9 protein-coding genes are annotated in these 13,726 nt (G+C 65.6%); 4 read left to right on the top strand and 5 right to left on the bottom strand.

What is annotated here, in order from left to right; all coding sequences use genetic code 11:
* The first annotated feature begins 432 nt into the window (after nt 1–432).
* From FBZ93_RS32915 to FBZ93_RS32905, 3 genes are all read left to right on the top strand, one after another.
* Nucleotides 433–2,172, top strand: a complete 1,740-nt coding sequence (locus FBZ93_RS32915) for a multicopper oxidase family protein (RefSeq protein ID WP_146991540.1) — start codon at nt 433–435, stop codon at nt 2,170–2,172.
* Entirely contained in the window at nt 2,172–4,346 is a 2,175-nt protein-coding gene (locus tag FBZ93_RS32910) for an alkaline phosphatase family protein (RefSeq protein WP_146991539.1), read from the top strand. The genes FBZ93_RS32915 and FBZ93_RS32910 overlap by 1 nt, the downstream gene beginning before the upstream one ends.
* Before the next feature lie 258 nt (nt 4,347–4,604).
* On the top strand, nt 4,605–5,582 hold the full coding sequence (locus tag FBZ93_RS32905) for an MBL fold metallo-hydrolase (RefSeq protein ID WP_167529322.1): 978 nt from the start codon (nt 4,605–4,607) through the stop codon (nt 5,580–5,582).
* A gap of 20 nt (nt 5,583–5,602) precedes the next feature.
* Here FBZ93_RS32905 and FBZ93_RS32900 read toward each other — a convergent pair whose 3' ends face one another.
* The 5 genes from FBZ93_RS32900 to FBZ93_RS32880 form a co-directional block, all read right to left on the bottom strand.
* Nucleotides 5,603–5,926, bottom strand: a complete 324-nt coding sequence (locus FBZ93_RS32900; protein ID WP_146991537.1) for a hypothetical protein — start codon at nt 5,924–5,926, stop codon at nt 5,603–5,605.
* Nucleotides 5,927–6,016: 90 nt separating this feature from the next.
* Nucleotides 6,017–7,231 carry an amidohydrolase family protein gene (locus FBZ93_RS32895; RefSeq protein ID WP_167529321.1) on the bottom strand — a complete coding sequence of 405 codons (1,215 nt, stop codon included), beginning with the start codon at nt 7,229–7,231 and terminating at the stop codon, nt 6,017–6,019.
* Between the two features lie 124 nt (nt 7,232–7,355).
* Entirely contained in the window at nt 7,356–8,636 is a 1,281-nt protein-coding gene (locus tag FBZ93_RS32890) for an RluA family pseudouridine synthase (RefSeq protein ID WP_146991535.1), read from the bottom strand.
* A gap of 342 nt (nt 8,637–8,978) precedes the next feature.
* Complete coding sequence (locus FBZ93_RS32885) at nt 8,979–10,313, bottom strand: replication-associated recombination protein A (protein WP_146991534.1); 1,335 nt, start codon at nt 10,311–10,313, stop codon at nt 8,979–8,981.
* The gene (locus FBZ93_RS32880) at nt 10,310–11,722 is read right to left on the bottom strand and encodes a DegQ family serine endoprotease (protein WP_146991533.1); all 1,413 of its coding nucleotides are present in this window, start codon (nt 11,720–11,722) and stop codon (nt 10,310–10,312) included. The genes FBZ93_RS32885 and FBZ93_RS32880 overlap by 4 nt, the downstream gene beginning before the upstream one ends.
* Nucleotides 11,723–12,013: 291 nt before the next feature.
* Between FBZ93_RS32880 and FBZ93_RS32875 the strand changes: the two genes are divergently transcribed.
* Nucleotides 12,014–13,612: an OprO/OprP family phosphate-selective porin gene (locus FBZ93_RS32875; RefSeq protein WP_146991532.1), complete on the top strand. Its 1,599-nt coding sequence runs from the start codon at nt 12,014–12,016 to the stop codon at nt 13,610–13,612.
* Nucleotides 13,613–13,726 lie beyond the last annotated feature (114 nt).

Raw genomic sequence — 13,726 nt, 5'->3', positions numbered from 1 at the left:
GAAACAATTCTCTGGAACCAGGCGGCCGTCGCTCGACTTCACATGACAGGATCGGCAACACCGAAAAAATATCTGACGATTGCCTGCGCGTCTTCGTATCTCCGCAATTCAGTCGGCGAATGGGTCATCCGATTGATCGCTCAGCAGGTTTGAAGATCGCGCACGCCGCTGCGTCGAAGTGCCGCAAATTTCTGTCATCTGCGCGTTAAAAACCTGCCAGATTCCGGCAACAACGCGCGGCTAGCGTCCCCGATACCAAACAGAAGCATTTGTCGACCATTGCGGTCGCAAGACGTGGACTGACGTCACGCGTGGCGTCGGTCGCGCGCTTGCGCGCGCGTGGCGGCGTATAAGCGGGGCGGCGTGGCACGACGACTTTCGACCGTTTGTTGTGTCATCGCCGCGGCTTGCCTCGGGCTGGCTGCGAGCGGCATGACGACATGGCTCGCCGCAGCAAGCTTGCAGGATGCGCCGCGAACGCAGCAGGACGTTTGTGCCCGGCCCGAGCCCGGAAGCGCGATCGCCGAACCCGCTGAATTGCGTAGCCGCGACGGCGTGCTTGAAACCGACCTCACCATCCACGACGAGAAGATGCCGGATGGAACGAGCCGCTACTGCTACCTGACACCGGACGGCAAGCCGTCGCCGACCCTGCGGCTGCAGCCGGGCGATCAGCTGGTGATCCATTTCAAGAACGACCTCGTCGACCTCGACACGGCAACGCCTGCGATCGACCGCCCACTCGCCGGCGCGCCGATCTGCACGACGCGGAAGCAGGCCGACATCTGCGAGAGCGGCGCGATGACGCCGATCTCGACCAATCTGCACTTCCACGGGCTGACCGTGCCGCCGGTCTGTCACCAGGACGATGTGCTGAAAACCTCGATCCAGCCCGACGATGCGCCGTTCGACTATCGTCTGCGGATTCCCGACAACGCGGCACCCGGCCTCTATTGGTATCACCCGCATCTGCACGGCTTCAGCAAGACACAGGTGCTCGGCGGCGCCTCCGGCGCCATCATCGTCGAAGGCATCGAGCGCGCCGATCCACAGCTCGCCGACTTGCCCGAGCGCGTGCTCGTGATCCGCGACCAGGACCTCGTCAATCCAAACGCACCGCCGTCGAAATTCGAGCCGGTCATGACCAAGAGCCAGCTCGACAATGACGGCGACGTCGCCAACTCCGGCACCGGCTTCGGCAAGCCGTCGAAGGATCTCTCCGTCAACTTCGTGCCGGTGCCCTATCCGAACTATCCGCCGGCCAGGCTGACGATGAAGCCGGGCGAGCGCCAGCTCTGGCGCGTGCTGAACGCGTCCGCGATCACCTATCTCAACCTCGCGCTGCTGGTCGGCCGCGCGCCGCAGGAGATCGGCATCGTCGGGCTCGACGGGGTGCCGTTGCAATTCCAGGGCAGCCCGTCGCCGCCGGTGCAATGGGTCAACCATATCGGCCTGCCGCCGGGCTCGCGCGCCGAGTTCATCGTCGAGGGACCGCCGGCCGGCGCGTCAGCCTTGCTGGTGACGCGCGCGGTCGACACCGGGCCGGCCGGCGAGAACGATCCCAACCGCGCGCTGGTCGCCATCACGGCCTCGGCCAACGCTGGCGAGCCACAGGCCGTCCTGCCCGCTCACGCCGAGCCGCTGCCGCGACCTGAGCGGCCGTGGGTCGGCAACGTCGCACCGGTGCGCGTCAGAAAACTGTTCTTCTCCGAGCAGCCGGAGAACCCGAACGATCCGAACAGCCCGACCAAGTTCTTCATGACCCTCGACGGCGAGACGCCGAAGCCGTTCGATCCGAATTCGGATGTTCCCGACATCACCGTGCGGCAGGGCGACGTCGAGGACTGGATCATCGAGAACCGCTCGATGGAGCTGCATGATTTCCACATCCATCAGCTTCACTTCCAGCTGCTCGACTGGTCCGGCGTCGCGGTCAACGAGCCGTTCCTGCGCGATACCGTCAACGTGCCCTACTACAACACCCGGATGCTGAAATATCCGAGCGTGCGCCTGCGCATGGATTTCCGCGATCCCAACATCGTCGGCACCTTCGTCTACCACTGCCACGTCCTCGAGCATGAGGACGGCGGCATGATGGGGCGGATCAAGGTCGTGCCGCGAGACACTGCAAGTTCCACCAAGCCGCTCAACCAGCAAAAAGGAGAGCTTTAATGCGCGACAAACGGAAGTCACGTTGGCTGCAGAGTTGCCGCCTCACCCTCAGCGCACTGGCGCTGGGCCAGTTCACCGCCGGCCCCGTCCTTGCGCAGGACTGGGACCACCACGGTGGACACGAGACCCGTTCGCCGATCAAGCACGTGATCGTCATCATCGGCGAGAACCGTAGCTTCGACCACGTGTTCGCGACCTACGTGCCCGAACGGCGCGGCGAGAGCGTGTTCAACCTGCTCTCGCAGGGCATCGTCAAGCTCGACGCTAGCAAGAATGCGATCCCGGGGCCGAACTTCGAAAAGGCGCATCAGCACGCGGCGATGGATAACGGCCCGAACGATGCGTTCCTGCTGAGCCCGCCGAAGCAGAACTTCCCGAAGGATCAGTTGCCGGCTCCGCTGGTCGGCGGCCCCAAGGTCTCCTACATCCCGAACAAGTGCGGCAGCTCGCCGATCACCACCTGCGAGGCCTCGCTGGTGCTGGCGCAGCAGTCGGAATCCGGCCTGCCGTCCGAGTATTACCAGTTCCTGCTCTCTGGTGGCACCGGCCAGACCTCGCAGACCCCCGACCAGCGCATCACCAATGTCAGCGCGCTGCCGGCCGGTCCGTTCCAGCTCACCAACAGCGACGCGATGCCCTACGACTCCTATTCGGCAAGCCCGGTGCATCGCTTCTACCAGATGTGGCAGCAGCTGAACTGCAACCACTCGGCGGCCAGCCGCGACAATCCGTCGGGCTGCGGCGCCAACCTGTTCGCCTGGGTCGAAGTGACCGTCGGCGCCGGTGCCAACGGCGCGGCGCAGCCCTCGAACTTCTCCACCGACTATTCGCCGACGGCGACGACCACGGGTGAAGGCTCGACGGCGCTCGGCTTCTACAATGTGCAGAAGGGCGACGTGCCCTACTTCACCTCGCTGGCGCAGAAATATGCGATGAGCGACAACTTCCACCAGTCCGTCAACGGCGGCACCGGTGCCAACCACATCATGTTCGGTCATGCCGACATGCTCTACTTCAGCGACACCTACGGCAACGCCGCGGTCCCGCCGAACGGCACGCAGGTGTTCGGCGGCACGCCCGACGCCGGCATCGTCCATGAGATCGAGAATCCGAACCCGGCTGCTGGCACCAACAACTGGTACACCGAGGACGGCTACGGCGCCGGCGGCAATGGCGGCTTCGCGCCGCCCTTCCAGACGAGCCCGGTGTCCGGCGGCGGCTCCTACAGCGACTGCTCGGATCCGACCCAGCCCGGCGTCAAGCCGATCCTGGACTATCTGAAGAACATCCGGATCAACGCGAATTGCGAGCCGGGCCACTATTATCTGTTGAACAACTACAACCCGGGTTATTTCGGCAACGGCAAGAACGCCTACACCGACACCAATCCGTCCAACACGCCGTTCACGATCCCGCCGTCGACCCGCAAGAGCATCGGCGACAGCCTGAACGAGCGGAATATCTCCTGGAAGTATTACGGCGACCAGTGGAACAACTACGTCAACGATCCCTACCAGCTCAACTGGGGCGTGGCCGGTCCGACCGCCGACGAGTACTGCAACATCTGCAATCCGTTCCAGTACGACACCTCGATCATGTCGCACCCGGAACAGGTCGCGGCCCATATCAAGGACTCGGTTGATCTGTACTCCGACCTCTCCAAGCACTCGCTGCCGGCGGTTTCGATCGTCAAGCCGAGCGGCTTCACCGACGGTCACCCGTCGTCGTCCAAGCTCAACCTGTTCGAAGGCTTCGCGAAGAAGATCGTCGACCAGGTCCAGGCCTCGGACTACGCCAAGGATACCGCGATCTTCATCACGTTCGACGAAGGTGGCGGCTACTTCGACTCCGGCTACGTGCAGCCGCTCGACTATTTCGGCGACGGCACCCGTATTCCGCTGATCGTGGTGTCGCCGTACGCGCGGCAGGGCCACATCTCGCATGAATATGCCGATCACGTCTCGATCATCAAGTTCATCGAGCGGAACTGGCGCCTGGAGCCGATCACCCATCGCAGCCGCGACAACTTCCCGAACCCGGTTGCGGCGCCCGGCAATCCCTACGTTCCGGTCAACAGCCCGGCGCTCAGCGATCTGTTCGACTTCTTCGACTTCGACGGCGGCGGCCATCACCACGGTGACGGCAACGACCAGGGCGGCAATTGGAACAACTGACGATTGCTTTTGACGACACACAGTCCGCCGGCCCGAAAGGCCGGCGGATTTCGTTTGTGCGAGCGTCAGAACAGCGCGGACCGCATGATCACAAGGTCTCGATGCGGTGCGGCCGAGCGCTTGTGACACGGCGCGAACTTCGGCAGTCTCTTCGATCATCGGAACGACACCGGAGCCGATAGCATGCGGCGCTTCTTGCTTCCGACGGCCTTGCTGATCGCGATCTGGCTTCCGCTTCCCGTCCTAGCCGCGCCTTGCATGCTCGTTACCTTGACCGGCACGATGAGCGGGCCGGCCCTCATCAACGGCGTCGCCGGCGCCGGCACCCTCGTGCGCTACGGCGACGACAGCGCCGGCTGCGGCACGACGAAGCTGCAGTTCGACGCCGGCCGCGGCACGGTCTTGCGGCTGTCGCAACTGAACATCGATCCCGGCCGGCTCGATGCCGTGTTCTTCACCCATATGCATTCGGACCACACCGAGGGCTTCGTTGACCTCCTGCTCGCGCGCTGGAACTGGAGTTCCAGCGGAGCCAAGGTCGATGTCGTCTGCAGCAGCGATGTGTCTTCACCGCTCGGCTTCACCATGAGCTGCGGTAAGTTCGTGACGCATATCGGTGACGCCTTCGTTCAGTCCGGCGAGATCGCGCAACGCGTCTCGGAGGACAAGCGACGATTGGCGGGCGGACCTGCCGAGCTCGCGCACCTCATCACGTTCGAGCCGCGCGACGAGCCGCAGGTGGTTTGGACGAAGGGCGACGTCAAGGTGAGCGCGATCCGCTCCACCCACGTCGCCGGTCACGCCTCGTTTCGCGTCGACACGCCGGCCGGCAGCGTCGTGATCGGCGGCGACGCCAGCAACGACAGCCCCGCGCCACCCCGCCCGACCTCGACATCGGCGCAAGTCGAAAGGCTGGCGCAGGGCGCCGAGGTGATCGTGCACTCGACCATGCATCCGGTCATGGGTCCGGAGCACGACAGCGGCATGCCGCCTCCGGTCTACTATCGCCAGAGCCTGACATCAGACCTTGGCGCCATGGCGAAACGCACGGGCGCCAAATACCTGATGCTGACCCATCTGGCGCCGCAGGTCCGGGCGACGCATCACGGACCCTACAAGGTGCCTGGTGGTGCGCTGACCGAAGCGGACTACCGCGCCGCCGCCGAGGCAGGCGGCTTCACCGGCACGACGATCGTCGGCTCCGACCTCGCGACGTTGCGCCTTCCCGCCCAATAGCGCGGTCGGGATTTGACGTGTCAGTCACGCGTGTTGGCGCAGGATCGCGAATAGGCGGCGCGATCGCCCTGGTTCAGGCCGCTGGCTGCGGCGTCGTCGAGACACCGGCTGACACGGTCGCCGAACGAGCTGCGCGCGGGAGCACGCAGGTTCGGCTGCGTGACCGCGTCCATCTTGGGGACCGGCGGCACCTCGATTTTGGGTGGCGGAGGTGGCGGTGGCGGCGGCGGCAGCGTTGGATTGTAGATCGAACCGCCGGGCCCGAGGATTTGCCTTTGCGCAAAGGCGCTCGGCGCGCCGATGACCCAGAGCAAAGTGCAGGCAACAATCAAGGATCGCTTCATGGCCTATATCTCGTGACGGCGCGGCACTGGTTCAAGTGATTGCCCGATGCGTCAACGCCGCCCTCGATATGCGAGTTCCCCGGCCGGCCTTCACGGCTTCTGATAGATCACGTGACCTGCGCGGATGGTGGTGCTCACTTTCGCGAGATTGGCGACATCGCTGAGCGGATCGCCGTCGAGCACCACGAGATCGGCGTCGAAGCCCTGCTCCACCTTGCCTTTCTTTGCCGCCTTGAAGAACCGTGCCGGATTGGTCGTCAGCGAGGCCAGCACCTGGCGCTCCGACAATGCGCGGTGCATCAGCTGATACTCCTGCGTGGTGTCGTACAGCTTGGTGAAGCCGACATCGGTGCCGAACAGCACCGGCCCGCCATTCTCCGAGAACTGCTTGAGCTGGTTGACGGTCGCGGCCAGCAGCCGGTTTGTCACGGCGGGATCGAGAACGACGGTCGTGAACAGCGACAGCGTCGGGATCAGTGCAATGCCCTGCGCCTTGAACCGCGCCAGCTGCTCCGGCGTATAGCCGCCCTCGCTCGGGTCGGTGTGCGCCATGATATCGACGCCGGCCGTGATCACCGTTTCGACGCCGGTCTTGTTCTGCGGATGGGCGAACACCGGCTTTCCCTGCGCATGCGCCACGTCGACCGCGGCCCTAGCGATCGCCGGGTCCATGTTCACGACCGGCTTGTTTCCCTTGTAGACACCGGTGAACAACTTCACGCCATCGAGGTTGAGATCCATGTAGCTGCGCGCCAGTTGCGTCGCCTCGTCCGGCGTGGACGCCTCGGGCAGCTGCATGTCGGCGGGCAGATAGGCCGGATGGCCGTCCTTCGGGAAGACGCTGCCGGCGAGGAAGATGTTGGGGCCGGCGACCTCGCCCGCGGCGATGCGCTTGCGCAGCGGCAGGATGTTCCGCGGATCGGAGCCGAGGTCCCAGACCGTCGTGAAGCCCCACCGCGTCAGCATCTCCTGCATATGCTGGGTCAGCGGCGCGGCCGGCGTCTCGCCGGCGTTGTGCCAGACGTGCTCGGTGAAATGCACATGGCTGTTCCAGAACCCGGCAACCACGGTCTTGCCGCTGCAATCGATGACGCGCGCGTCCGCGGGCACCTTGACGTCGCCGGACTTGCCGACCGCGCTGATGACACCGTCCGAGATCACGATCACCGCATCCGGCAGCGCAGCCGCATCGGCCGATGCGTAGAGCGTGCCGCCGCGAAGCACCATGGTCTCGGCATGCGCCGCCACCGAGGCGACGGCTGAGCCGATGAGAAAGAGCGCGATGCGTAGCCAGGTCCCGGTCATGGACAGCCTCTTTGATGATGGCATGCCGGCAACCACCGGCGCGCGGCAACATAGAGGCTGTGCGCGGCGCGGTTTGATCGTTCTTGCTGTCCGCGACGGATATTGCAGGGCGGCGCCCGGCCGGTCACTCCTCGGGCGCGTTCTCGATCGGGTCGAACCGGTCGGCCTCGAGCCCGAGCAGATTCCAGGATTGCAGCATGTGCGGCGGCAGCGGCGCGCTGACATCGATCACGCCGCCGCGCGGGTGCGGAATCACGATGCGGCGCGCCAGCAGATGCAGCCGGTTCTGCAAGCCGCCCGGCAGCTGCCAGTTCTCCTTGTTGAAATATTTGGGATCGCCGACGATGGCGTGATCGATATGCGCCATGTGGGCGCGCAATTGATGGGTACGGCCGGTCACCGGCTTGAGCGAGACCCAGGCGAGCTTGGTCGCAGAGGCCTCGACCACGGCGTAATAGGTCACCGCGTGGCTTGCACCCTCGTCACCATGCTCGGCGATCCGCATGATGCTGTCCTCCTCGCTCTCCTCCTTGGCGAGGTAGGTCGAGATCCGGCCCTGCTTCGGCTTCGGCACGCCGGCGACCAGCGCCCAGTAGATCTTGCGCGCAGAGCGATGGCGGAACGCGCCGGTGAGGAACGATGCAGCGAAACGCGTCTTGGCGATCAGCAGGCAGCCGGAGGTCTCGCGGTCGATACGATGCACCAGGCGCGGCTTCTGCCCTTTGGCGTCGCGCATCACCTCCAGCATCTGGTCGACATGACGCGTCATGCCGGAGCCACCCTGCACCGCGAGGCCGACGGGCTTGTTCAGCACCAGCACGTCGTCGTCCTCGTATAGCGTCATGTCCTTCAGCGCCTGCAGCGTCTTCGCCTCGGCCTCCGAGAGCGTGCCTGACGTCTTCGGCGTGTCGAGCCGCAGCGGCGGAATCCGCACGCTCTGGCCCTCCTCCAGCCGGTCCTTGGAATCGGCGCGCTTGCCGTTGACCCTGAGCTCGCCCTTCCGGACGATGCGCTGGATATGGGAGAACGACAGGCCCGGAAACCGCGCCTCGAGGAAGCGGTCGACACGCATGCCGTTCTCGTCGGACGTGACGACGACGGTCTGCACCTTGGTCGGCAATGGCTGCTCGGCCGCCTGCTTCCCAGCGGCAGGCTCCATCCGCTCCTGGCGGTCGCGGCGCGGCTCGGCAAAGCGCGGCGGCTTTCCGGGCGTGCGGTGCGCGAACGGCCGATCACCGGATTTGCGCTCACCGGACTTGCGATCGTCAGGCTTGCGGCTGCGCTGCGCCGATCCGCTCGTACCACGTTCCTTGCCGCGATCGCCGGCGCGGTCCCTGTCACGGCTCTTGTCGCGCCCTTTGGCACGGTCGCCCGGCGATGTGGTTCTCTTGATACGGCGGCTCATGGTGGTTTTTCGGCTCCAGACCTGCATTGTGCCTAGCGCAAATGCCGCGAATCGTCACGGCGAAATCGGTGTGAATCCGCCGCGACATCGGCCACGTTCGCGGCGGGCGCTGGCAAAATATCGAAAACAACCCCATGCAAAGCAGCCGGCGGCCGGCGTTCGACCAACCACCTTGACACGTCGGGCAACTCAGGGGTACATTTCTAATATTCAGAAGTCATGCAAATGCTCCACGCACGGCTGTTGCGTACGGCATTTGTGGGGGTCTGCAACTGCAGCTTCACGCCGCAGGCAGGAACGGACCGCGCGTTGTTCGCGGCCGCAGCCTCATCTCATCTTGGTTTAGCTCCTGCCCCGCTCCTTGCGCAGCCGCGCCCAGTAATCCAGCCGCTTGCGGATCTCGCGCTCGAAGCCGCGGTCGGGTGGATCGTAGAAGGTCTGGCGGCCCAGCGCCTCCGGGAAATAGTCCTGGCCGGAGAACGCGTCGGGCTGATCGTGATCGTACTGATAGCCGGAGCCATAGCCCTCCGACTTCATCAGCTTGGTCGGCGAATTCAGGATGTGCTTCGGCGGCAGCAGCGAGCCGCCCTGTTTTGCGGTCTGCATCGCCGCGCCGAACGCAGTGTACACCGCGTTCGATTTCGGCGCGGTGGCGAGATAGACCACGGCCTGCGCGATCGCGAGCTCACCCTCCGGCGAGCCCAGGAAATCATAGGCATCCTTGGCGGCGTTGCAGACCGCCAGCGCCTGCGGATCGGCCAGGCCGATGTCCTCGACCGCCATCCGCACCACGCGCCGCGCCAGGAACAGCGGATCCTCGCCGGCATCGAACATCCGTGCGAGGTAATACAGCGCCGCATCCGGATCGGAGCCGCGCACCGACTTGTGCAACGCCGAGATCAGGTTGTAGTGGCCGTCGGCCGACTTGTCGTAGATCGGTGCACGGCGCTGCAGGATGGCCTGCAACTGCTCGGCGTTGAACACCTCGCCCTTGCGCGCGGCGCGCCAGACCTCTTCGGCCAATGTCAGCGAGGCGCGGCCGTCGCCGTCGGCCATCCGCACCAGCACGGCGCGCGCTTCCGCGTCGAGCGGCAGGCTCTTGCCCTCGATCTTCTCGGCATTGGCAAACAGCCGTTCGATCGCAGCCGTATCGAGCGAGTGAAACACCAGCACGCGGGCGCGCGACAGGAGCGCCGCGTTGAGCTCGAAGGACGGGTTCTCGGTGGTGGCGCCGACCAGCACCACCGTGCCGTCCTCCATCACGGGCAGGAAGGAATCCTGCTGCGCGCGGTTGAATCTGTGCACCTCGTCGACGAACAGCAGCGTGCCCTTGCCGGTCTCGCGGCGGGCGCGCGCGGCATCGAATGCCTTCTTCAGGTCGGCGACGCCGGAGAACACCGCGGAGATCTGCTCGAAATGCAGCTCGGTGGCGTCGGCCAGCAGCCGCGCGACGGTGGTCTTGCCGGTGCCGGGCGGGCCCCAGAACACCAGCGAGCCCAAAGTGCGCGTCTCCAGCATGCGGGTCAGCGCGCCGTCGGGGCCGAGGATGTGATCCTGGCCGACGACGTCGGCCAGCGTGCGCGGGCGCAACCGGTCCGGCAGCGGGTGTGGCGCGTCCTGCTCCATCCCCGCCGCGGCGAACAGGTTGCTGGCCTCGCGCGGTTGTTTCGGGCTCATCCGCCGAGCGTCACGTTGATCTGCTGGCCGCCGCGCACCAGCGTGATGCGCCAGACCCGCGAGCCCGCCTTCGATACCTTGTCGAGGTCACTGGTTCGCACGATCTTCTCGTTGTTGACCGCCAGGATGATGTCGCCCTTCTGGAAGCCGACATTGGCGGCGGTGCCGTCATCGGCGAGCTCGGTCACCACCACGCCCTCGGCGCCGGCGTCGAGATGCAGCTCATCGGCCAGCGCCGGCGAGATGTTGGCGACCCGCGCGCCCTGGAACGGCGAGCGCGCGGTCAGCACGATCTCGTCGCGGTTAGTGTCCGGTGCGGTCTCCAGCGGCACGGTCAGCTTCACCGGCTTGCCGGCGCGCTGCACCTCGATCTCGGCGTTGCCGCCGAGCGGACGGGTCGCGAAGCGGTAGTCGAACGCGTTGGGATCGTCGATCGGCGTGCCGTCGATGCCGACGATCAGATCGGACAGCTTCAGCCCGGCCTTCGCCGCGGGGCTGTTCGGCGCGACGTTGGCGACCAGCGCGCCGGTCGGCAGCTTCAGTCCCAGCGTCTCCGCGATCTCGGGCGTCACGGCCTGCAGCCGCGCGCCGAGCCATGGCCGCTTCACGGCCTTGCCGCCGCTCTTGGCGGAGGCCACCACCACCCGCACCATGTTGGCGGGGATCGCAAAGCCGATGCCCTGCGAGCCGCCGGAGCGCGAGAAGATCGCGGTGTTGATACCGGCGAGCCGTCCGGTCATGTCGACCAACGCGCCGCCCGAATTGCCGGGATTGATCGCGGCGTCGGTCTGAATGAAGAATTGATAATCCGTGATCCCGACTTGAGTACGCGCCAGCGCCGAGATGATGCCATGCGTCACGGTCTGGCCGACGCCGAACGGGTTGCCGATCGCAAGCACCACGTCGCCGACTTGCAGCTGATCGGAGTTGGCGAAGTCGAGCGTCGCGAACTTCTCCTTGTTGGTACCCTTCAGCCGCAGCACCGCAAGATCGGTGCGGCTGTCCTTCAGCACGATCTCCGCCTCGTATTCGCGCTTGTCGGCGAGCGAGACCTTCACCTGGTCGGCGCCCTCGATCACGTGATTGTTGGTCACCACGAGGCCGGAGCCGTCGACCATTACGCCGGAGCCGAGCGAGCGCTGCATCTGCTCCGGCTGCTGCCCCGGCACGCCGAAGAAGCGGCGGAAGATCGGATCGTCCAGGAACGGATTGCGGTTCTGCACCGTCTTGGCGGCATAGACATTGACCACCGCCGGCTGCACCCGCTGCACGATCGGCGCATAGGACAGCTGGAGCTCAGCCTGCGACGACGGCACGCGACGATCCTGGGCCGCGGCCGGGGACAGATTCCCTATCAAAGCCAAGGTGCACAGAGCGGATATGGCAGCGAAACGGACGGGTTGGAGCATTCTCACCTCTCGTGGAAACGCCGGAATATAGGCGTGTTCGCCGGGCAAATGAAGGGCGCCGGGGCGGATAACTGGCCCCCCGCCGGACCGGTGCAAAACCCCTGGCCGCCGCGTTGAAGCGCGTCGCCAAGCTTCTATGATGGCTGTCATCTCACTGCGCCGCTCCGCTTGTTGCCTGCGGACAACAAGCGGAACTGCGAGGCTCGAAATCGCTGTCGTCCGTCAGTCACGTTCGACTCCTAGGACGTCTCAGTGAGTGAGTGGGGACTTCAAACACAACAGGGGTGCACAATGGGTGCGACAAAAGTTGGTGCAATCGCCATCGGGCTTGCAGGGGCGCTCGCCGCCTCACCGGCCTATGCGCAATCGGCCGGAAGCGGCAGCGACGCGGAGATCGCGCTGCTGAAGCAGCAGCTGAGGATGCTCGAGCAGAAGCTCGACAAGCTGCAGAAGCAGACCAATGCCAATACGGCGACCGCAGCCAGCGCAAACGCCAATGCGAAGGCGGCGGATGCCAAGGCAGCGCGCGTCGCAAGCGCCAATGCTGCGATCCCGGTGAAGGGCCCGGTCGCACCGTCCGGCGTCGTGGTGACGATGCCGAATAACCGGCCGACGATCTGCACCGCCGACGAACAGAACTGCGTCGCGATCACGAGCCGCGTGCACTGGGATGTCGGCGGCTACGATTATCGTCCGAACACCGCGAACACCTCGCCGCAGAAGCTCGACAGCGGCGAGAACCTGCGCCGGGCCCGCATCGGCATCGTCGGCAAGTTCTTCGGCGACTGGAATTACGCGCTGATCTACGACTTCGGCGGCTCGGCCGATGGCTTCGGCGGCGCAGCACCGGGATCGCTGCCCGGCGGCGGCACCTCCGGCGTCGAGAATGCCTATCTGAGCTACACCGGCTTCAAGCCGTTCGGCGGCAAGATGGCGATCGAAGGCGGCATCATGGACATCCCGTGGACGCTGGACGAATCGACCAGCTCCAACGACATCCTATTCATGGAGCGCGCCTCGGTCGGCATCATCGCGCAGAACATCGCGGCCGGTGACTTCCGCTCCGGCGCCGGCACCCGCTGGTGGAACGACCAGTTCTGGATCGGCGGCTATGTCACCGGACCGACGACAGGCGCGATCCACTCCGCGTCCTCGGTCACGCCGCCCGGCACCTCCGAGCAGTATGGCGGCGTTGTCCGCGTCGCCGGCAATCCGATCAGCGGCAAGAACTACTCGGTGCATATCGGCGCCGATGCGGAATGGCTGGTGCAGCCGCCGCGCAACCAGCTGACGCAGGCACAGACGCTCACGCTGAGCGACCGGCCCGAGCTGCGCATCGACCCGACGACGCTGATCTCGACCGGCACGATCGCCAACGTCTCGGGCGCGCAGGTCTACGGCGTCGAGGCGGCCGCGACCTACGGCCCGTTCATCGCGCAGGGCGAATACTACTGGTTCAACGTCGACCGCTCCGCGAATACCGGGCTGCCGCCGTTCGGCGCGCCGAGCCTGAAATTCGACGGCGGCTACGCGCAGGTCGGCTACGTGCTGACCGGCGAGAACCACGCCTACAACCCGGCAACGGCCTCCTATGGCGGTATCAAGCCGCACGATCCGTTCTCGCTCGCCGGCGGCGGCTGGGGCGCCTGGGAAATCGCCGGCCGCGTCAGCACGATGAACCTCAACGACCAGGTCGGCCAGGCGGTCGGCGTCGCGGGTGGACGGCAGACCGTCTACACCGCCGCGCTGAACTGGTACGTCAACAACAACGTCCGCTTCATGCTGAACTACCTGCACGGCGACGTCGCCAAGCAGGCCTCGGCAACCTCGAGCGCGGATGCCGGCTCGAAGTTCGACGCGGTCGCGCTGCGCACGCAGGTTGCGTTCTGAGACGACTTACCTCTCCCCTATGGGGAGAGGTCGAATTGCGAAGCAATTCGGGTGAGGGGTGCCGCTCCCTCGATGGAGTGTAATCCCTCACCCGGCTCGCATCTTGCGATGCGA

Source organism: Bradyrhizobium macuxiense (assembly GCF_007993935.1).
GTDB classification, from domain to species: Bacteria; Pseudomonadota; Alphaproteobacteria; order Rhizobiales; family Xanthobacteraceae; genus Bradyrhizobium; species Bradyrhizobium macuxiense_A.
Note: the sequence above shows the minus strand (reverse complement) of the source record. Positions and strands in the feature narration are given on the sequence as shown.